Source organism: Desulfosarcina widdelii (genome assembly GCF_009688965.1).
Lineage (GTDB): Bacteria > Desulfobacterota > Desulfobacteria > Desulfobacterales > Desulfosarcinaceae > Desulfosarcina > Desulfosarcina widdelii.
This window is the reverse complement of the sequence record NZ_AP021875.1, coordinates 5,287,835-5,306,385: the sequence shown is the minus strand read 5'-3', so window position 1 is coordinate 5,306,385 and position 18,551 is coordinate 5,287,835. Positions and strand designations below refer to the sequence as shown.

The window sequence follows — 18,551 nt, the reverse complement described above, 5'->3', positions numbered from 1 at the left end:
CAACAAAAAATGCTTGGATGCCAAGGATACGCGGTTTCAATCTTCCTTATCGCCCGTTTCCAGAAATTTCTTGAGACCCAAATTCAGCGATTTCCCCGGCAGTGACATGAGCGTGGAGGTACCATGGGCGATCAGGTTTTCATCCTCATCGAAAACGCTGGCCTCCGTATAGCTGAGCGACCGTCCGTGACGCATGCAGGAGCCTTTCGCCCTTATTTTTCCATCGACCACCTGTTGAAGGTAGTTCAGTTTCAAATCCACATTGACGAGCCCGACATCCTCCGGCAGCCTGAGAAAGCCGGCCCAGAAAGTGGCCGTATCGATGATCGTAGCCACCACCCCGCCATGAACGATACCGTAGGGCTGCAAATGGCACGTTCCCAGATCGATAATGACCTCTGCCCTGTCGATTTCGATATGATCCAGTACCATACGCATATGACTGGGATAGGGGCTTTTCTTCACCAGCGCTTTCAATGCTTCAACATAAGCCGGATTGACCTTCATCAACATGTCTCCTTGACGTACGGATAAACAAGAACGCATAGCAGGCACCAGTAACGACATTCCCGGCACCTGATTCTACACACTGGCTCGAAAAATATTTACAGGCTGGTCCAGGGCGGCCGCTCAAGGAAGCTGCCTTCCACGTTCGCTTCCATTTCCAGAAAGAGGGGCCAGGGCATGGCGAAGGAAAGGTATTCCGCGCCGAGAAGTTTGCGGACGTATTTTCTGGCCGAGATGTCCGTGAGGCCCACCACAGCCCGGGGCTTTTTTGATTGACCTTCCCGAAAGGGCAGCAAACCGATGGTCTGGCAGCCCGCCGCCCAGGGAATAATCACGTTTTCCATTCCCTGCCGGGCGTAATTGGCCAGGATCACCAGGGCTGAAATCTGGTCCGCATTGGCGACCAAAACAACCGTAGCCGGTGTTTCCCGATCCGGATTGATTTCATCGAGCGGTTTGAAGAGCACGTACCGGGACTCGGCTTCTTTAATGGGAAGTTCGTCAATCCACTGCTTTACCAGGTCTGGGTTCTTCACATATCGCTCGCCTTCGAGGAAATTTTCGGCGAATTCCTTTCCGGCATTCTGCTCGACGCCGATGGCCACCTTCCGGCCCGTTTCCCATTGCCTGTTGCCGGATGAAAGAAAGTGGGCAAAGCAATCCACACCGCCCGGAAAATCCAGGTATGTGTTGCCGAATCCAAGCCCCACGCCACCGCCCCAGCAGCCGTAGGTTCCGGCATCGAATGCTGCGGTTTTGCCCCTGGCCGCATTGGCGAACATGAACATCACGCAACCCCACTTGCCTTTTTTAAACTGCATGGCCTTTTCCGGCTTTTGGTCGGCTCGTATCACGGCCACAGGACGATACTTCAGATCGATTGCCGCTGCGATTTTTGAATCCATTTTGTCCTCCTATGTTTATCCCCTCATCAAGAGTCGATAGTCAATTTTGTACCGAATTTTCTCAAGGTTGTCACCCCATAACCGATAGATTCCATGTAGGCTTTCTCCGTTCGGGTTATGGACACAGTGGGTTTTCGTAAGAGATTCAGGTTCCATTTCAATCATTAAAAGCCGCCGACGCACTTCAACAGCTATCATCGGAGAAATGAGGAATGAACATGAAACGTTTAATTGCGGTTGTTTTAGCTGGATTTGTGATTTCTGCCACCGTGAACTGCAGCGGTCTTTTCGGTCCGTCCGATGAAGACGTCAAAAATGCAATCGACGCCGCTGTCAAAGGAATGATGACGGTACCCTTTTCCGAGAAGTTGGATGCCGACCAGTTTCGTTACAGCAATACCGCCGATCTATATGACGCCAATGCCGACGAGACGATCACCCAGGATGTGACGGTGTCTTTGGATACCGAGGCGCGTTACCTCACCTTTGAAGGTATCTGCTCGTTCTATGATTTTGTCGACGCCGCTTCAGGGAATACGATCAACGGGCAGATCAATTACCAATTCGAGGGCAGCATCAAAAAGGGCGCCAATGATTTCCAAATGGTCTTCGAATTCGATCTGGCGTTTGCGGGCGGCAAGGTCGAATCGATTGCGTTCACCATCGACGAGAATTTTGACCAGTCCGAAAATCAGCCGGAAATCCTGGTCAACGGAAACGCCTATCAGTTCAAGGAGGATGTTATGCGCAACACCTTCCGAACGATGCGCTCCATGAATATACTGTAACGCTCCGGGTCCATAGCATCTACTCTGCTTGTCCCGGTATTCGCTTTTTTCCGTCTCCGAAACCACAAGACTGCCTGTAATCATAAGGCGACCTCGTGTCGCCTTTTTCCCAATACCGTCATCCGGACGTCGGGATTGACATACCTCGATACCCTTCACCTCAATTGGTTTTGGTTTGGGACTTGATGAGCTTTAAAACAAAGGGTATGGTGGCGTGCCGCACTCTTTAAAAAGACATGCCGTGTGCAGCACATAGCCATTTACCGTACTTTATTTTTGCTCAACGGCACACCGGCAATAAAAGTGACTCAGGCCGTTAACAGAGGATAATAATTTTGGATTCAAGAATAAAAATATATTCCATGAAAGATTTTATTCGGAAGAACGCGTCAGGAGAGATCGATTCCGAAAGGTCGATTCAATTGGTACGGGAGCTTTCAGTAGCAGCCAATTTTCATGCCGACCATAATATTCTGATTGATCTCAGAGAGACGACGATTCCGACCGATAGGGTAATGATAGACGATTTGATGAAGATTGTTATGGAATTCGTTCAATTTGCGCCATCATTTAAAAACAAAATAGCAAACCTGATTCCCAATGACGCGGACCGTGTTTCCATCGCGAAACAATTTGAAGCATGCATGACCATAAAAAATGTTCCGTACAAGTTTTTTACCGAGTTTGAGCATGCCGTTGAATGGCTCTCCGAGGAAATCGCTTGAAGTAAAAATTTGAGGGTCGCACGTCCAAAATCATTCTTCGGAACCGTTTTGTCCCTGCAGGCCGACCTCCCTTCCAGCAACGGCTGCCCCGGGTTCCAGGACCATCAGGCGGACCCGACCCGAGGCCACCAGGCGGTCCTGATCATCGTGAATGCTGGCTTCCCAGACGTGTGACCGCTTCCCAAGCACCATCGGCCTGGCCGTGCAACGCAGTCGGCCGCCGCGAACAGCCCTGAGAAATGAGGTGTTGTTTTCCAGACCGACCGTGTTTTTATTCTCTCCCCAGACGGTCAAAGCCGCACCGGTGGAACACAATGTCTCGACCATACTGGCATAAACGCCGCCATGTACCAGGCCATAGGGTTGAAGGTGATGGTCGGCAACCTCGATTTCAGCTACATATTCGTCCTCGGCAGCTTTCGTAAAATGAAGTCCCAACGAGTTATTGAATCCACCGAGGTTTGCATTGATCAGTTCCAGAACATTATCGGGAAACGCGCTCATAGCACTCGACTCCTCTTTTCAGACAATCAGGATTTCGGGATCCATCAAGGGGAATGATTCAGCCTCTGTATACTTTTCGGTAATGGCCCGATGGATCATCGATTCTTCCATTCCGGCGTTCGTTTTTCCAGAAACGCCTTAATACCGTTTTGGGCGTCTTCGGCCATGTTGTTCATCACGATGGTGTGTTTGGCATAGTGCAGGGCCTGTGCATCACTCATGTCAGCCTGGGCATAGAGCCCCTGTTTGCCGATGGATAGAGCGAAGCCACTGGCCTCTGAGATCTGGTAGGCCAGTTCGCGTGTAGTCTCTTCCAACTTTTCCAGTGGAACGACACGGTTGACCAGGCCGATGTTTTTGGCCTCGGCGGCCGGGAACTCCCGACCGGTGACGAGCATCTCCATGGCGGCTTTGCGTCCGATGGCGCGGGTAATGGCCACCATGGGCGTCGTGCAGAAAAGACCGATCTTGACCCCCGGGGTGGAGAATCGTGCGCCCTCCTCGGCCACCACCAGATCGCACCAGGCGGCCAACTGGCATCCGGCGGCCGTGGCGATGCCCTGAACCTGAGCGATGACCACCTGGGGAATTTCGTGAATGCGCATCATCATGCGGGTGCACTGGTCGAAGATGAATTTGTATTCCTTTACGCCGGTGTCGACCATTTCGGCCAGGTAGTGACCGGCGCAAAAGTGTTTTCCCGCCGCTTTGAGGATCAACACCTTCAGGGTCTCATCAACGATTACGCGGTCCAACAGGTCGAGGATCTCTCCGATCATCTGCCTGGAGAGCGCGTTGACCTTGCCAGCATTGTTCAGGGTCAGAATACCGACGGCATCCTCGCGGTCAAAGGTGATTTCTGTGTAATCCGTATCAGTCATCAATCGGTTCCCTTTCCTTTTAATGGGTGACCCCCTATTTATTCTCGAGTTCGAGCGCATCGCTCAATTTCTTTGAATACGCATTGATAATGCCTCTGTTGATGGTGACTTCGTTTAACATCCCGATCCTCATTTGGGGAAAAATAGTTGAAAGAATGTTTAAAAACAGGCTGAAGGGCCAAATGCAAAGGCGGAAAGGCAAAAAAAACGTCGATTCCGGTAGGAATCGACGTTGAGATAAGAATAGCTTGCTCCAGTTCCCTATGCCGGTGTTATCCAGGTCAGGTTCAAAGGGTATCATCTCAGGCCATTTTGACCACCCCTGCTTGACGGATTGATTTAATTGTCGGGGGGCTTCGTGTCAAGCAAAAAGGAGAAATGAGTGACCTCCCACTTGTCATAACTTGCACACACAAAATTGGGAATTACATTCGAGCAATGAATGTTAGAACAATGGATATTGAAAATGAATACGATTCGCCCTTTCGAGTTAGCAGTCCTTTTCTCTGTTTTGATGGCAGGAATCTTTTTGTTTGTGCGTGTATGGCTGCTATCGGATGCGATTCCAAATGAATACAGAAGCGCCTCACCTGGTTTCAATTGGGGTTGGGAATACGATTATGAAGGGGCGATGCAAGATCCCGGAAGGTTCGGTGGAAAACCATGGCCCTGGCCGGCAAAAAAGACTGGAAATCGGATCATCATGCCGTTGAATCAACCATTGATCATTGACGGATTGGAAATAGTGTACCAGGGGATGGTAGGCTCCGATAATTTTCGTTTGGATATTAAAATTCAGAGCTTGGATACCGGTGTCACCTACACGCAACGATTCAGCAAATCGGAAGCCAGAAAAGGCTTCTTCATTGATGAAAAGAAATTTTCCTTAGAGAGAATAACGCCACGATACATTAACCTATTTCAATTTCAGAATGAATGAGAACAAAGCTTACGGCCACATCTTAATTATCCCCGGGGGACGATATTGCGCGGCCAGTTGGAACAGATGACAGCGGATAACCTGGGGTACTCATCGTATTGCGGTGAGCAACAAATGTTAGGCAGCTGAGAGATTCTACGAGCAAACCTTTTTCAAGCGGCTTGGCGATAGTGTCCGTGGGCGCCCAATTGGAGAAGCACGGTAGAAAATGCGAGGATGAGCTAATGGAGACCTTTCAGATCGCGCTATTTATAGCGACCTTACTATGCACTTTGGTGGCCGGGTTTGTATTTGCTTTCGCCGTGGTTGTGATGCCGGGTATACGGAGCCTCGGTGACGGCGAGTTTCTAAGAGCGTTCCAGGTAATGGACCGCGTGATCCAGAGAAGCCAGCCGGTTTTTATTCTGGTCTGGATTGGTTCGGTTGTCGCGCTTCTTGCTTCGGCCGCTCTTGGCTTCGGGCAATTGGATGGAGTCGGGCGGTCTCTCGTCATCGCAGCGGTACTCGTTTACCTGCTCGGCGTTCAGCTACCGACGGCCATCATCAACATTCCGTTGAATAATATGATTCAGACTCTCACGATTTCCGACATGGATGAGAGGGCCCAGAACGCGGCTCGCCGAGAGTTCGAATCGCGTTGGAACCGTTCGAATGTGACCAGGACGGTCTTGGCGAGCCTGGTGTCCATATTGCTCCTGATACTGTTACTCAGACTTTAGAGGGTAGCGGCAGGGGATGGCGTCACGTATGATCCAAATTGAAACGCAGTCGCACAGACCCCATAAACCTTGGCACTGGCGGATGGATCCAGTAGGAGGAAATCGTGTCTCAAACTATCGAAGATAATATGCTTCGGTTCGTTTCCGAGGTGATTAACCAAGGCAACTTCGACGTGGTGGACGAGATCGCTGATCCGAACTACGTCTATCGGAGCCCGGACGAAGAACTGCACGGCACGGAAGCGCTCAAGGGTTTCCTGGCCCGCTACCGTACCGCCTTCCCGGATTTGCGAATGGCCATCGACGAGTTGGTCGTGGCGAACGACACGGCGGTGATCTTCTTCACTCTCACCGGCACGCACGAAGGCCCACTAATGGGAATTGCGCCGACCGGCAAGGAAATGCGAGCCCACGGAGTGGTTCGCAGCCGTTTCGAGGAAGGTAGAATCGTGGAAGAGTGGGAAGTTCTTGATCAGCTGGCCATACTCACCCAGTTGGGCGTTGTTTCGCTTCCCCCGTGAGGCAAGCTCTATTGGTCGAGAGCACCTGCCTAACAAGCGCATACAGTCGGACGCGGCAATGCCGCGCCGCTGATGCGGGACGTTCCTCCAAACTGCAGATTACCCCTTCGTCTCCCAACTTTGCCATTCGGTGATGTTCGAACTGGCTACCATGTTTTTTTGGCCGATGTTGCTTGGCTCAACCCTTCTAAAATGCCGTGAGGGGTTTGACGGATGAAGCTTGCCTTGCTGTCATTGCTTGAAAATTTTGCAAACGGTTGCCGTCCAAGATAAAATGATGTCAAAAATGGCCTATTTTGAGGCACGCGTTGGGAATGCAAAATGGGCTTTCAGACCATAATCTGTATGCTTTTGATTCGCTTATCTCCGGCGCCTTGTATCCAGGTATAGGTTGGTTGATTTCTACCCATTCGTTAAACCGGCCATAAAGACTAAATCGGCTAACGTCCCACCAATTCCCACCGAATCCCGGCAAATCCCACCCAGAGACTATTTTCTCGATTCGTCGTTTTTCACCCATTTACTTGCTCATTGTGGGGTATAATGTGGGGAACAAGAATTTTACCCAATAAAAAAGGGACATAGAATTTCATCTAAGTCCCCGTTTTTATTATTGGTGATCCCACCGGGATTCGAACCCGGGTTACCGGCGTGAGAGGCGCGTCCCTGTACCCTTATCCATACTGTAACATACTGAAAGTACCGTATCATGCAACGCAACATCTGACTTCAAAGCCTTAAGCTCATGGGCACTTTATGTCCGCGTTTATGTCCGCACGGAGGAGATTCCCATGAGTGAAAACCCAACCCCAATCAATCCCGTTTGTCAGCAGATGTTAAATTGTCGGCTGACCGGTAACATCACCCCCATCAGTTGGTTTCGTAACATATTAACCGACTCCGGCAAACCTGATGTGGTGGCCATCATCATTTTGTCGGATATCGTCTATTGGTACACGCCGATGATGACGCGTGATGAGCACACCGGCGATGTGATCGGCATTCAACAAAAATTCCAAGCCGACAAACTCCAGAAGACCTACCAGGAATATGCCGACATCTTCGGCTTTTCCAAAAACCAGATCAAGAACGCCATCGATAATTTATGCAACCAGGACCTGATCACCCGCGAGTTTCGTCATATCAAAACCGGGAGCGGCCTTGCGATCACCAACGTGATGTATATCGAGCCAATTTTCGACAATATCGTCAAAATATCCAATAAAATCAGATCCCCCCAAAAAGATAGGGGATATCCCCCTAAAAAGTTGGGGGATATCCCAGTAAAAAGTGAGGGGATATCCCCCCAAAAAAATGGGGGACCTCCCCCTAAAAAGTCAGGGGACCTCCCCCCAAAAAATGGGGGGACGTATACAAAGATTACTACAAAGAATTCTACAGAGAATACAACAACCACCACAACAGCATGCGAGGCGGCGGCTGTTACTTTGGAAAATTGTATTCCGGAACCCATCCGATCCGGCATCCCCGAAATCTACCAAGATCATAAAGACGTGTTGGCAAACCTCGAAACGTACCTGCAATCCCACGGCGAGCCTTATGTCATAACCGAACTCGGCTATGCCGCCGCCCATTCGACCAAGGATGGCGGGTTTCCGGCATTCTTAAGGCGCTCGCTTGAAAACGGCTGGGGAACCGAGAACCTGAAGATTCAGCAGGCCGCCCAAACCGAACAGCTCATTCGGCAGCGCCGACAAAGGGAAAAAGAGCTTGAGGATAGACGCACCGAACAACAGCGCCTGGCCGACATCGAAAAGCGGGATCGGCAGATCGATCAAAAATTTCAGGAAGCGCTTGAGCGCCTTACACCTTCGGAACTTGGCCGTATCGAATCAGAAGCCTGGGCCGAAGCCGAGCAAAAAACCCCCGAGCTCAAAGGGCAGCAAGGTCAGATGTTGGCGGCGGCAAAGGAGAAGCTATCCACCCTGCCGGGTCATGAACGCGATTCGCTCTTTGAGGTCGCCAAAGCGTCTGTGCGCGCCGCCATCGGTGGTCTATTGGGAGAAAATCATCCCGGATTCCAGCGGGCGGTCGATAACCAGGTGCTCAGAGAAATCCAGCAAAGGTACCCCCTTAAAACACCGCTGGCCAGCCTGCGGAAGGAGCGGGTCAAGACAGAGGCCCAACGCATCTTAAAAACCATCATCATCCACAGTCACGGCCTGTTAAAGATCGACAGGGCCGAGGAAACCACATGAAACGGCTTTTTTGCAAGATTGTCATTGCCGCTTTGTTGTTCGGCTGCTGCGGGGAGGCAACTCCCGTCAGAAGAGTTGACCCGCCAAAAGTCGCCGAGCCAAGAGAATTTCAAGGCAGTACCATCGTCGATTGCAAGAAAATCCCATAAACAGCACCACCAAGGAAGGAGTCGATCATGCAAACCATCAGCAAAATGAGTGTCGTTGTCTATGTTTTGATCCTCGGGGGTTTGATCATCGGGCTTTGCCCAGCCCCGGCCTTTGCTTTCGAGGCCCCGGCCGAAGGAAGCTTCGCCTTCAGCGTCTACGATCTTTTCATGAACGACATCTTGACTGGCGCCATCGGTTTTGTCATCGCCGCCGGGTTGATCCTCTACGCCATTTTCTGGGCGGTGCGCAGCAACGTTTTCGGCACCATCGTTTGCGCCATCTGCGCCGGGCTGATCATCTTCATCGAAGAGGTCGTCATCTCCTTGGGGATAACCATTACGGATATCGAAACCTTTACGGTCACCGGTCTGTTTTAACGACGTTGCTCTATTAAGGACACCCAATGAGATATCGAATACCACGCTATTTGAACGAACAGGTAAGGTTTGTCGGGCTGCAAAGTGACGAATTTATTATCGTGCTTCTGTCTTTCTATTTTTGCGCCATCTTTCGCTTTCAATGGATGGTGCTGTTGCTGAACCTATCCATGGTGGCCGCATTCGTCTGGCTGAACCGCAATTTTCCCAGGGGCTTTATCCGGCATGTCGCCTATTTCAGCGGCTTTTATAAATTCGCCCACTATCCAGAATTCTTTGCCAACAGGTTTGTGGAATGAAACTTAAAATTTACGGCGATAAACTGGCCAATGCCATGGCCGAAAACGCCCTGCTCAAGTTTTGTCTGATTCTGCTGACAGCCATCACCCTTTTCAACGCCATCGTGGCTTACCGCGCAATGAACAACCAGAAGGTGGTTATATTGCCGCCGATGGTGGATCATAAAATCGCGATCCGAGGCAACGACGCCGACGATGAGTACCTCAAGATGATGGGTCGATACGCGATTAAGCTGATTTTGGATTATACCCCCAGCAATGTTGAACAAAACTTTTCCGATTTTCTTAAACTGACCTCGCCGGGCGTTTTCAGTTCCATGCGCACCGGCCTGAATAAAATCATCGAAGAGGTGATCCGCCTGCGGGTCAGTTCCTCCTTTCACATCCACACCATCAAAAAATTGGGCAGCACCAACCGAATCGAACTTGTCGGCCTGCGGTCCAAGCATGCCGATGACGTGCGCATCGAAAGTGCAATCGAGCACCACTTCATCGAATACGACATCGATGAAGGAACCTTCAGGGTAACAGGAGTGTCACAAAAAAATGGCGCGTAAACCACTATCCAAATGGGTTGTCGCAGGGCTGGTCGTTCTGCTTTTCCCGATCCTGTCCCAGGCATCTCAACCAACCCAGACAACAAAGGCTTCCGAAGACCCAGACAATTACCGGGTATCGGAAAAGCTGACGTTGATCGAACTGGCCCCGGAAGCCATAAACCGCATCCACAGCAGCGAGCCAATCCAAAAAATCAACGCACCCCAAGCGCTCAGCCTGGAAGTGGAGTACCAGGGAAACAATGCTTTTGTCACCCTCGGCAGGAAAGCCAAACAGGGGGTGGTTTACATCATTACCCAAAGTGGTGACGTTTTTTCACTGGAGATCATCCCTAAAAAGGGTCTCAAGGCCAGGGTCATCCATTTGGATTCACAAAGCCGCAAGGCCAAGGACAATCAGGTCAAGTTTGCCAGACTAGACCCTGAAACGGCTGCCGTTGATTTGATCCGCAACGCTTTTGCCGACACCATTGGCGACAACTTTAACGTGACCCCAAGCCACCAGGAAATAGAGGCGATCAAACATCTACGGATAACCTTGCGGCGAACAGTCAGCATCGATGGGGTGCCCCTGGCGCTAAACGAATACCGGGTCAGCATCGCGCCTTTCTCGGGCCTTGCCGAGATGAAGGTGGATGAAAGCGCCTTTCTGGTTCCGAAGCTGACCCGCAAACCAACGGCCATCGCCCTGGGCAAGGATTTGAAACAGTTTGTGGACGGCAAGGCAGTGTTGCGTCCGGGTCAATACCTGCGCCTATTTATCGTCGAACACTCACACAATTGAATGAATCCAATGAATCAACTCAAAGCGTGGTTCAGGAATTTAAAAAGCAAAGACAAGAGCCGGATCGTCAAGGCAGTCATCGGCGTGGCGGCAGTCATCCTGGTGATGAGCGCCTATCAATTCACCAAAAACAAAGATAACCGCATAAAAACCCGCACCGATATCAAACAAAACACCTTGCAGTTCGACGAACGGACCTTCGAGAAGACGATCTACAACAAAACCCGGGCCGATGTCGAAGGCCTGCGCCAGGAACTGGTCGATTTTAAAAAGGAGATGCGGGACATGCTCTCCCAGAAAATCCAGGAGGTCGAAAAAACAGGACGTTACAGTGGCAAAAATACGGTACCAAACAATTTCCCGGATAAACCCGCCGACCCAAAATCGATCAGAAGAATTCCCACCCAAAAACTATCCCTGACAGCGCCGCTGCCTGTGATCGATAAGTTTCAATTCAATGACGTTCCCCAACCTAAAAAAAACCTCATCAAGGAGCGCAGCCCGCGGCGGGGACGCTCGAATCTCACCGAGCAAGATCAGCCCATCAAACAGATTGCGGTTTTTGAAAACCCCCATGCAACCCAGGGCGATTTGCAGGAAAGCGAAGATATCAGAGTCCATCTGCCGCCCTCCTTCATGGAGGCCAACCTGCTCAATGGGGTCACCGCACCGGCCACGGATGTAGGAAAAAACAACCCCATCCCCATGCTGATCCGGGTCAACAACCTGGCGGTTCTGCCCAACAACGTCAAAAGCAACACCAAGGGCTGTTTCGTGGTGGCCGAAGGGTACGGCAGCCTGGCCGACGAACGGGTTCACGCCCGCCTGCTGTCCTTATCCTGCATCAACCAGAAAGGGGGCACGGTCATCGACCAAGCAATCAAGGGGTTTGTGGTCGATACCGACGGCAAAGAGGGTATGAAGGGTCATGTTTTTGCCAAGTTCGGCCAACAGATCGCCCGGGTGGCCATCGCCGGATTTTTAGAAGGCTTGGGCGACGCCATGACCCTGGGTCAACAGGAGTTTACCTACGGCGCCAATACCGGGGTGCGTAGCAGCCAGTTCAAAAACACCGATCCGGATACCCTGGCCAAGGCCGGTATCGGCCAGGGCATTGTCAATGTGGCCGAGGATCTTCAAAAGTTCTACCTTAAGCTGGCCGAACAATCCCTGCCGGTCATCGAAGTACACCCCACCAAAAACATCACCATCGTGATCAGCGAAGGGGTGGACATCGCCATCAGGAAACAGGAAACCTCAAAAGTGGAGCTTGAAGGATAAATGAAAACCAAATGGTTATCGATGCTTCTAATCTCGATCCTGCCCCTTGCAGGGTGTCAGATCCTCAATCCCTATGATGCCTCCAGCGACTGCCCGGATCCCTATAATGGCGATTGCGTCTCCATGGAGACGGCCTACCGGCGATCCAAGGCCGATCCAAAAAATAGCGAAATCCAAAAAATTGATCCCCGGCACGATTCGCCCCTCATCAAGGATCGACCCCAAACGAATGAGAACGCCCCTATCCCGATAGAAGGTGATTCGGTTTACAAACAGGAACTCTATCAGGAGATCGCCGGGCTGGTGAAACAGCCCATAACGCCTGTGCGAATATCCGCCAAGCTCATGCGGGTCCTGATTTTAGGATATGACCGCGAGGATCGCTTTTACAGCCATCGCTATGTATTTTTCGAAAGCGACAAACCCCGCTGGATCTTAAACATCATCGAGTAATAACCATGCTGCTACTGGATAAAATATTGGGCGTGGGCGACGCCCTGAACGCCCAGCGTTTCAGACGCCTGGTGGATCGGGATAAACTTTCGGTGTACCTGCCCTACCAGGCCTGGGACAGCCATAGCAAAGCCTACCATAGTGTCGACGACACATTCGGCTATGTGTGGGAGTGCACCCCGTTGGTTTACGCCGGGACGGATGTCTTTGATACCCTCAAGGGTTGTATCCATAGCGGGATTCCTTATGGAAGCGTCCTGCAGTTCATGATGTACGCCGATCCGGATTGCAAGAGCCTTTTCGCCCATTACCAGGCCCTTAAAACCCGCCATAATCCCTTTTTGGACACCCTCACCGACAACATGCTCTGCCACCTATCCGATGCCGAGTTCGGATTAAAGAGCACCAACAACATCCCCGTGCGCAATTTCCGCCTGTTGGTGAGCCTCAAATTCCCGCCGGGCGGTGAACTGAGCGACAAGTTTGAATTTGCCGCCCTGTCGGTGGCCGAAGCCCTCAAGGGGTCCGGTTTGAACCCCCTCCCCCTCGATCCTGACGGCCTTATTGGCCTTCTATCCAAGATGCTCAATAGCCGGTCCAACAGCCAGGCGGTCCATTACGATCCCGATCTGGAGATTCGCAAACAAATCATCCGCGCCGGCGTGATCGATGCCAAATTCACCCATGTGGAAATTGCAGGTGGATCCGATTCCAAATACCTGAAAGCCCAGACCGTCAAGGGGTGGCCCATCGGTGAGATCGAACCCCTTGTCATGAACCGCATCATGGGCGGTATCATGGGGGCCAATGACGATACCAACCAGATTACCTGCCCGTTTTGGGTCACGGTCAATGTTGTCTTCGGCGAGCTGTCCAGGCGCATCCGCTCCAAAACCGAATTGATGATGCGCCAGGAAAAAAGGGGCGTGCGCGGCCAGAAAGAGAACGAGCGGGAGGCCGAGTATCGCTGGGCAGCCAAGGAATTGATCAGCGGCAATTTGTTTGTGCGGGTCACCCCCATCATCTGGAATGTCGGCCGTTCAAAAGAGGAAGTCGATAACAACTGCGCCCAGATCAGTCGGATCTGGCATTCCCAGGGGGGCGGGTTCGTGCTCCAGGAGGATATGGGGATTTTAACGCCGCTGTTGATCGCCTCAATGCCCCTGGGTCTTTACAACATCAGCACCAACGTCGATTTCATGGATCGCGACAAAATCATGCCCGCTGAAACCGCCTTGCGGCTTTTGCCTATCCAGGGCGATTTTACCGGTTCCGGGCAGCCCACGGCCCTTTTCCTGGGCCGCAAAGGTCAGGTGGTCTCCTACGGAATGTTCAATGAAGGATCGACCAACAACAACGCGGTGGTGGCCGCCACCACCGGGGCGGGCAAATCCTACCTGATGAACTATCTGTTAAAGGAGATCTATTCCAATGGAGGCTTGATCCGGATCTTCGATCTGGGCCGCAGCTACGAAAAGCTGACCAAAATCCTGGGCGGCAATTTCATCGAGTTTACCGAAAATTCCAATGTGTCCCTCAACCCCTTCACGCATATCCGGCGTATCGACGAATCCATCGACTCCCTTTCGGCGATCCTCTATCAAATGTGCTACTCGGCCACCGGGCAAATGCCCACCGAAACCAAGATGACCATTTTGAAAAACACGGCGCGGGCCGCCTGGGAGGTGGAGGGCAACGACACCGGTATCGATACCATTTACCGGTTCTTGAATCGCTTCACTGAAGTATCAAAACAGATGGAATCCGAAATCGACCTTGGCAGGATCAAGGATATCGACTCCGTTGCCGCTGAACTGGGCTTCAATCTGAAAGACTTCACCACCAAGGGTCCCTATGGCAAGTGGTTCGCAGGGCCGGCCACCCTGGATATCCGCAACGACGAATTCGTGGTCCTGGAAGTCGATTCCCTCAAGGATATGGATTCTCTGTTCCGGGTGGTCTGCATGCAGATTATCCACTACATCACCCAGAATCTCTATCTCTCCGACCGCCAGCGGCCACGGGTGATTGTCTTTGAAGAGACCGCTCAATGGGTCAGTAAAGACAGTTTCATCGCCATGGTGATCGAGGCCGGCTATCGCCTGGCCCGCAAATATTACGGATCGTTCATCACGGTGCTGCAATCGCCCTTGGACATCGCCAATTTTGGCAAGGTGGGCCGGGTGATCAACTCCAACTCGGCCTATAAATTTTACCTGCAATCCAGGGATTACCCCCAGGCCATCGGGGAGAAGATCATCGAATACGGCGAATTCATGGGATCGATTTTAAATTCGGTACGCCTGGTCAAACCCAAATACTCCGAGTTTTTAATGGAGACGCCAAATGGCTCGGGCGTGGCACGGCTCTCACTCGATCCGGTGACCTATTATGCGTTTACTTCCGATCCCCAGGACAATGCCCGCATCGATGCGCTTTTAAGACAAGGATACCCATATCATGAAGCGATTCAAAAACTGGCCGATCAAAGGGGCTATTAGGATCGGCCTGTTGGCCGGGTGCCTGATAGGCGCGCTGGCCCCTGCCCAGGCCAAGAACCTGGGCCAGGCGGGGCCGGTGTACCCGATCGTTGAAACGAGCGTTAGGCAGCGTCAGGAGCCCGACCAAAAGCGCCGTTCCCATACGTTTGCCCCTTTATCTCTGCCGGTTTCATTGGCTGAAACGGAACAACATCTGGATCTGAGCTATACGGTGCCCCGGGACATTACCGACGCCGAAGGCAAGGTGCTCTATTTCAAGGGGTATCGCTTCAACCCTCTGGAGCATCGCCGTTTTCGCACCATGGTCGTCATCGACGGGAGCGATGCAAAGCAGGTGGACTGGGCCGATAACCTTGAAGATGCCGCCGATCCCATGACCCGGATCGTGATTACCCGAGGAGACAAGACCGCCGTATCCCAACGGTTCAAACGGAAAGTCTATCGCTTGCATCCCCAGGTGGCCGAGCGCTATCGCATCACCAGCATCCCCGCCATCGTTAAGCAGAAAGGAGCGGTCCTTGCGGTTACAACCATACCTGTCAATTAGTTGGGTGTTGATCTTCATGATTCCCTCCCTGGTGGGCGCGACGTGAGTGGAACGCGAATGGAACCCGGGCGGGTTTGACTTTGAATTTCAGGTACTCGGGGTCTGTCAATGTTGTTACAGCGAGTACTATTGCAGAACCGGCGCGCTAGTCGCATTCTGGGAGCCTCATCGGATCATCGAGACAGTCAAGGACCCATATTGCTCGCCAACCGATTCCAGCTCCTTTTTGTTGAGCGACTCCTCCGTCGTGATCGATGCGCTGGAACAATTGCAGCTGAGCGGCACCCATTCCGATCATTCCAATACCGAAGATGCGACTGTTTTCGCACAAGTACATTATCTTACGCACCCCATACTGGATGCGATAATCGATGAGTTTGACGATTTGTGCTGGGAATACTCCGATACCGGGATGGAATATATATCCGAGAGTGACGACGAATGGCAGGATATCCATAGCTCCATGTGGTGGCCCGAAGCGGATATGTTCGCGAACCTGTCACTGGTGGAGACATGCATGGTCGATGCCGCAACCGCACAGTTTGGCGCTCCTGTCGATGCGCTTTACTGGTGTATGGGCGCCTGGGGGATGCTCTTTAACATGAACGGTCACATGAACCAGGATGAATACACGACAGGTAATGCCGGCTTAGCGGCGCGGACCATCGCCCATATGGGCCGCCGTGGTTACCTGATGGACGCGGCTTCAACAACCTGCTACGCGATACCGATGCCTATCTGGATAAAAAGCTATTTCAGGCTGCAACCGCTAAGGCCGACCGAGCGATCGGCAAAAATTCCCATCGGCCTGGCCCCCTTACTGTGGAGTGGCAACCTGAACAATATCGGCCAAGGAGGCGACAACTTCGCCTGGCTGCTCTGGAGGTTGCGTATTTGCTGTGCCAGCTGACATATAATTGAAAATATTAACCATGAAACGGGCTGCCATGAGATTTATCAATGGGGTGATATCAGTTTCATTAATAGTATGGCTAACCCCCCAGGCAAACGCACAGGATGTTGAAAAAATCGCCAAGGACATCGGGAAAAGTCCCCATTATGAACGGGCCAAACAATTCGCCGAAAGGATCGAAGAAGAGTTGAATCGACGGGTAAGGCAAAAGGTCGCAGAAAAAAAGGCTACCATCGATGCCCTTTACGGAAGGATGTTGAGTGAAACCGTTGAATCCGGAAGAACCGAGAGCAACGATCACGACGCGCTGTTCGGAGCCGAGTCGAGGATTTTCATTTTCGTGTCCCGCTCGGTTCCCCTGGATACGCTCAAAGCCTATGCCGCCGGCATCGAATCCCTTGGAAAAGAAAACCTTTGCTTCGTGTTCAGGTATTTTCCCAGCAACTTTTTGGGCTCATTTTTAAGAAAGGACCCGGACTGTATGGCCGACGATTGCGTGGTCAAAGCCAAGATTATCATCAGCGACCGCCTCTTTCAGCGCTACGCAGTAACTCAGGTGCCGGCGGTGGTCTTTGATCCCGACACGACCCATACGAATAACAACTGGCTGCTTGTGTATGGCGCGGTGCCTTTAAAAGAAGCATTGACCCTTTTTTACGAAGAGTCGGGCCAGCATGAATTTAAAATTGCCGCCAATCGGGTTGCCCACAATTGAAGTATTCGAAGCTGAACACCAACATTTTATGGTGTCTGGTGATGCTTGGCATCTCGCTGCTGATCGGCATGGCCATACCAAGACGCCTGACCATCACCAAAACCCATAGCGTCAAGTACCATCTGTTTTGGGAGATTCATGGCAAGACACCGCAAAAGGGAGATTATGTGCGTCTCCCGCTATACGAACAAAAGATTGGTTGTGCACCATGCAGCATCGTCAAACGTGTTGGGTGTCTGCCAGGAGATCGGTTGGTCAGTGAGGGCATTAAATACTACTGCAATGGTGAGTATTTGGGTCAGTGCAAGACAGGAAAAAACATAGCGCCATTTCAATTCAGCGGAACGGTGCCTCCGGGCATGGTTTTTCTGGTTGGGGATAGGGATAACAGTTATGATTCACGGTATTTCGGGTTCAAACAGATTGCCGATATCGAAACGGTGCTGCTTCCTCTTTTTTAACCTGTTGATGCTGGCATCATCGGCATTGGCAGGGGACACCTTCTGGGAGGATCGCAAACGGGGCTATTTCTGGTACGACGATCCGATTTGGCAGGCGCCCCGGGATCAAGATCCAACGGTTACAGATCAACCCGTTATGATACAACCCGAAGGGGATGCATCACCGGACAATTACAGCTATGAGGATCTGTTCGACCTGCATCCGGACCGGTTTGAGGTAGTGATCGACGCGCGGCTCAAACACGCGGTGCACCGCCCCACCGAAAAAAATGTGCTGAGGTTTTTAGAGGCCACCGACGTGGCCAAAAAAAAGAGCCGCATGATGGCCAATGTCGCCGGCTATGTGGCCATGCAGAATCCCCGTTTGACCGGTGAATCCCGGTATCCCTATTCACAGCCCGGCCGCAGCGCCTATCTCCAGCAACGCAGCAAAGATATACAAGCCAGTTTAGAGAACTTCAGGGATCGATATGCCATCATTGCCTTCAATCAAGCGGGGTGCGGGCATTGTGAGGCCCAGGATGAGATATTGGCCCATTTCGAATATTTGAACCGCTGGGCCGTACGGCGGATCGATATCGGCCAGAACCCGGCGCTGGCTGCAAAATTTAAGGTTGAGATGACGCCGACCCTGCTTCTGGTATCTCGCGCCACCCAAGAATCTCAAATCATCTCCTCGGGTGTCATCGCGCTGGATCAGCTGAATAAACGGATTTACCAGCTGGTACGCCTGATGGAAGGCCGCGCCGATCCGCAACAATTCTACCACATGGATTTTTTTGAGGCCGCAAATTAGCCAGGGGG

General features: G+C 51.8%; 23 protein-coding genes and 1 riboswitch. Of the genes, 19 read left to right on the top strand and 4 right to left on the bottom strand.

The window, feature by feature from the left end:
• Positions 1 to 36: 36 nt before the first annotated feature.
• Together GN111_RS24395 and GN111_RS24390 are read right to left on the bottom strand one after the other, a co-directional pair.
• Positions 37 to 507 carry a PaaI family thioesterase gene (locus GN111_RS24395; RefSeq protein ID WP_231715549.1) on the bottom strand — a complete coding sequence of 157 codons (471 nt, stop codon included), beginning with the start codon at positions 505 to 507 and terminating at the stop codon, positions 37 to 39.
• 98 nt (positions 508 to 605) lie between these two features.
• Positions 606 to 1,412, bottom strand: coding sequence for a DUF169 domain-containing protein (locus GN111_RS24390; protein WP_155306253.1), 807 nt, complete (start codon positions 1,410 to 1,412; stop codon positions 606 to 608).
• Between the two features lie 218 nt (positions 1,413 to 1,630).
• On the opposite strand from GN111_RS24390, the gene GN111_RS24385 reads away from it, so the two are divergent.
• Positions 1,631 to 2,200 (top strand): hypothetical protein, encoded by a 570-nt coding sequence (locus GN111_RS24385; protein ID WP_155306252.1) that lies wholly within the window; start codon positions 1,631 to 1,633, stop codon positions 2,198 to 2,200.
• Positions 2,201 to 2,535: 335 nt separating this feature from the next.
• Positions 2,536 to 2,925, top strand: coding sequence for a hypothetical protein (locus GN111_RS24380; RefSeq protein WP_155306251.1), 390 nt, complete (start codon positions 2,536 to 2,538; stop codon positions 2,923 to 2,925).
• Positions 2,926 to 2,955: 30 nt separating this feature from the next.
• Here the strand turns inward: GN111_RS24380 and GN111_RS24375 are convergent, their stop codons facing one another.
• Together GN111_RS24375 and GN111_RS24370 are read right to left on the bottom strand one after the other, a co-directional pair.
• On the bottom strand, positions 2,956 to 3,429 hold the full coding sequence (locus tag GN111_RS24375) for a PaaI family thioesterase (RefSeq protein ID WP_155306250.1): 474 nt from the start codon (positions 3,427 to 3,429) through the stop codon (positions 2,956 to 2,958).
• Positions 3,430 to 3,524: 95 nt separating this feature from the next.
• Positions 3,525 to 4,310 carry an enoyl-CoA hydratase gene (locus GN111_RS24370; protein ID WP_155306249.1) on the bottom strand — a complete coding sequence of 262 codons (786 nt, stop codon included), beginning with the start codon at positions 4,308 to 4,310 and terminating at the stop codon, positions 3,525 to 3,527.
• A gap of 241 nt (positions 4,311 to 4,551) precedes the next feature.
• Positions 4,552 to 4,644, bottom strand: a riboswitch (TPP riboswitch).
• 108 nt (positions 4,645 to 4,752) lie between these two features.
• Here GN111_RS24370 and GN111_RS24365 point away from each other — a divergent pair.
• The 17 genes from GN111_RS24365 to traF all read left to right on the top strand — a co-directional run bounded on the left by GN111_RS24365 (position 4,753) and on the right by traF (position 18,543).
• Positions 4,753 to 5,250, top strand: a complete 498-nt coding sequence (locus tag GN111_RS24365) for a hypothetical protein (RefSeq protein WP_155306248.1) — start codon at positions 4,753 to 4,755, stop codon at positions 5,248 to 5,250.
• Positions 5,251 to 5,474: 224 nt separating this feature from the next.
• A complete protein-coding gene (locus GN111_RS24360) occupies positions 5,475 to 5,969 on the top strand; it encodes an anthrone oxygenase family protein (RefSeq protein WP_155306247.1) in 495 nt (164 codons plus the stop codon).
• 104 nt (positions 5,970 to 6,073) lie between these two features.
• Positions 6,074 to 6,490 carry an ester cyclase gene (locus GN111_RS24355; RefSeq protein ID WP_197740419.1) on the top strand — a complete coding sequence of 139 codons (417 nt, stop codon included), beginning with the start codon at positions 6,074 to 6,076 and terminating at the stop codon, positions 6,488 to 6,490.
• Between the two features lie 791 nt (positions 6,491 to 7,281).
• Positions 7,282 to 8,709, top strand: a complete 1,428-nt coding sequence (locus tag GN111_RS24350) for a cell envelope integrity TolA family protein (protein WP_155306246.1) — start codon at positions 7,282 to 7,284, stop codon at positions 8,707 to 8,709.
• A complete protein-coding gene (locus GN111_RS24345) occupies positions 8,706 to 8,858 on the top strand; it encodes a hypothetical protein (protein ID WP_155306245.1) in 153 nt (50 codons plus the stop codon). Before GN111_RS24350 ends, GN111_RS24345 begins: the two co-directional genes overlap by 4 nt.
• Positions 8,859 to 8,885: 27 nt before the next feature.
• Positions 8,886 to 9,236 (top strand): hypothetical protein, encoded by a 351-nt coding sequence (locus GN111_RS24340; protein WP_155306244.1) that lies wholly within the window; start codon positions 8,886 to 8,888, stop codon positions 9,234 to 9,236.
• 26 nt (positions 9,237 to 9,262) lie between these two features.
• Positions 9,263 to 9,535, top strand: a complete 273-nt coding sequence (gene traL, locus GN111_RS24335) for a type IV conjugative transfer system protein TraL (protein WP_155306243.1) — start codon at positions 9,263 to 9,265, stop codon at positions 9,533 to 9,535.
• On the top strand, positions 9,532 to 10,092 hold the full coding sequence (locus GN111_RS24330; protein WP_155306242.1) for a TraE/TraK family type IV conjugative transfer system protein: 561 nt from the start codon (positions 9,532 to 9,534) through the stop codon (positions 10,090 to 10,092). The genes traL and GN111_RS24330 overlap by 4 nt, the downstream gene beginning before the upstream one ends.
• Complete coding sequence (locus tag GN111_RS24325) at positions 10,082 to 10,876, top strand: TraK domain-containing protein (protein ID WP_155306241.1); 795 nt, start codon at positions 10,082 to 10,084, stop codon at positions 10,874 to 10,876. Before GN111_RS24330 ends, GN111_RS24325 begins: the two co-directional genes overlap by 11 nt.
• Before the next feature lie 9 nt (positions 10,877 to 10,885).
• Positions 10,886 to 12,157 carry a TraB/VirB10 family protein gene (locus tag GN111_RS24320; RefSeq protein WP_170302442.1) on the top strand — a complete coding sequence of 424 codons (1,272 nt, stop codon included), beginning with the start codon at positions 10,886 to 10,888 and terminating at the stop codon, positions 12,155 to 12,157.
• Entirely contained in the window at positions 12,158 to 12,610 is a 453-nt protein-coding gene (locus GN111_RS24315; protein WP_155306239.1) for a TraV family lipoprotein, read from the top strand. It begins immediately after the preceding gene.
• 5 nt (positions 12,611 to 12,615) lie between these two features.
• The gene (locus GN111_RS24310) at positions 12,616 to 15,111 is read left to right on the top strand and encodes a TraC family protein (protein WP_155306238.1); all 2,496 of its coding nucleotides are present in this window, start codon (positions 12,616 to 12,618) and stop codon (positions 15,109 to 15,111) included.
• A complete protein-coding gene (locus GN111_RS24305; RefSeq protein WP_155306237.1) occupies positions 15,071 to 15,658 on the top strand; it encodes a hypothetical protein in 588 nt (195 codons plus the stop codon). The genes GN111_RS24310 and GN111_RS24305 overlap by 41 nt, the downstream gene beginning before the upstream one ends.
• 46 nt (positions 15,659 to 15,704) lie before the next feature.
• Positions 15,705 to 16,568 (top strand): TraU family protein, encoded by an 864-nt coding sequence (locus tag GN111_RS24300; protein WP_155306236.1) that lies wholly within the window; start codon positions 15,705 to 15,707, stop codon positions 16,566 to 16,568.
• A gap of 37 nt (positions 16,569 to 16,605) precedes the next feature.
• Positions 16,606 to 17,286, top strand: a complete 681-nt coding sequence (locus GN111_RS24295; protein ID WP_170302441.1) for a TrbC family F-type conjugative pilus assembly protein — start codon at positions 16,606 to 16,608, stop codon at positions 17,284 to 17,286.
• Positions 17,283 to 17,747 carry a S26 family signal peptidase gene (locus GN111_RS24290; protein ID WP_155306234.1) on the top strand — a complete coding sequence of 155 codons (465 nt, stop codon included), beginning with the start codon at positions 17,283 to 17,285 and terminating at the stop codon, positions 17,745 to 17,747. Before GN111_RS24295 ends, GN111_RS24290 begins: the two co-directional genes overlap by 4 nt.
• A gap of 7 nt (positions 17,748 to 17,754) precedes the next feature.
• Positions 17,755 to 18,543 (top strand): conjugal transfer protein TraF, encoded by a 789-nt coding sequence (traF, locus tag GN111_RS24285; RefSeq protein WP_170302440.1) that lies wholly within the window; start codon positions 17,755 to 17,757, stop codon positions 18,541 to 18,543.
• The last annotated feature ends 8 nt before the right edge of the window (positions 18,544 to 18,551 follow it).

Excerpts from the sequence above, each read along its gene's own strand:
- GN111_RS24295 (WP_170302441.1), top strand. The coding sequence starts at position 16,606 with ATGAGATTTATCAATGGGGTGATATCAGTTTCATTAATAGTATGGCTA.
- GN111_RS24385 (WP_155306252.1), top strand. The coding sequence starts at position 1,631 with ATGAAACGTTTAATTGCGGTTGTTTTAGCTGGATTTGTGATTTCTGCC.
- GN111_RS24365 (WP_155306248.1), top strand. The coding sequence starts at position 4,753 with ATGTTAGAACAATGGATATTGAAAATGAATACGATTCGCCCTTTCGAG.
- GN111_RS24390 (WP_155306253.1), bottom strand. The coding sequence starts at position 1,412 with ATGGATTCAAAAATCGCAGCGGCAATCGATCTGAAGTATCGTCCTGTG.
- traL (WP_155306243.1), top strand. The coding sequence starts at position 9,263 with ATGAGATATCGAATACCACGCTATTTGAACGAACAGGTAAGGTTTGTC.
- traF (WP_170302440.1), top strand. The coding sequence starts at position 17,755 with ATGCTGGCATCATCGGCATTGGCAGGGGACACCTTCTGGGAGGATCGC.
- GN111_RS24325 (WP_155306241.1), top strand. The coding sequence starts at position 10,082 with ATGGCGCGTAAACCACTATCCAAATGGGTTGTCGCAGGGCTGGTCGTT.
- GN111_RS24360 (WP_155306247.1), top strand. The coding sequence starts at position 5,475 with ATGGAGACCTTTCAGATCGCGCTATTTATAGCGACCTTACTATGCACT.
- GN111_RS24345 (WP_155306245.1), top strand. The coding sequence starts at position 8,706 with ATGAAACGGCTTTTTTGCAAGATTGTCATTGCCGCTTTGTTGTTCGGC.
- GN111_RS24320 (WP_170302442.1), top strand. The coding sequence starts at position 10,886 with ATGAATCAACTCAAAGCGTGGTTCAGGAATTTAAAAAGCAAAGACAAG.
- GN111_RS24395 (WP_231715549.1), bottom strand. The coding sequence starts at position 507 with ATGAAGGTCAATCCGGCTTATGTTGAAGCATTGAAAGCGCTGGTGAAG.
- GN111_RS24330 (WP_155306242.1), top strand. The coding sequence starts at position 9,532 with ATGAAACTTAAAATTTACGGCGATAAACTGGCCAATGCCATGGCCGAA.
- GN111_RS24305 (WP_155306237.1), top strand. The coding sequence starts at position 15,071 with ATGAAGCGATTCAAAAACTGGCCGATCAAAGGGGCTATTAGGATCGGC.
- GN111_RS24340 (WP_155306244.1), top strand. The coding sequence starts at position 8,886 with ATGCAAACCATCAGCAAAATGAGTGTCGTTGTCTATGTTTTGATCCTC.
- GN111_RS24370 (WP_155306249.1), bottom strand. The coding sequence starts at position 4,310 with ATGACTGATACGGATTACACAGAAATCACCTTTGACCGCGAGGATGCC.
- GN111_RS24315 (WP_155306239.1), top strand. The coding sequence starts at position 12,158 with ATGAAAACCAAATGGTTATCGATGCTTCTAATCTCGATCCTGCCCCTT.
- GN111_RS24310 (WP_155306238.1), top strand. The coding sequence starts at position 12,616 with ATGCTGCTACTGGATAAAATATTGGGCGTGGGCGACGCCCTGAACGCC.
- GN111_RS24350 (WP_155306246.1), top strand. The coding sequence starts at position 7,282 with ATGAGTGAAAACCCAACCCCAATCAATCCCGTTTGTCAGCAGATGTTA.
- GN111_RS24375 (WP_155306250.1), bottom strand. The coding sequence starts at position 3,429 with ATGAGCGCGTTTCCCGATAATGTTCTGGAACTGATCAATGCAAACCTC.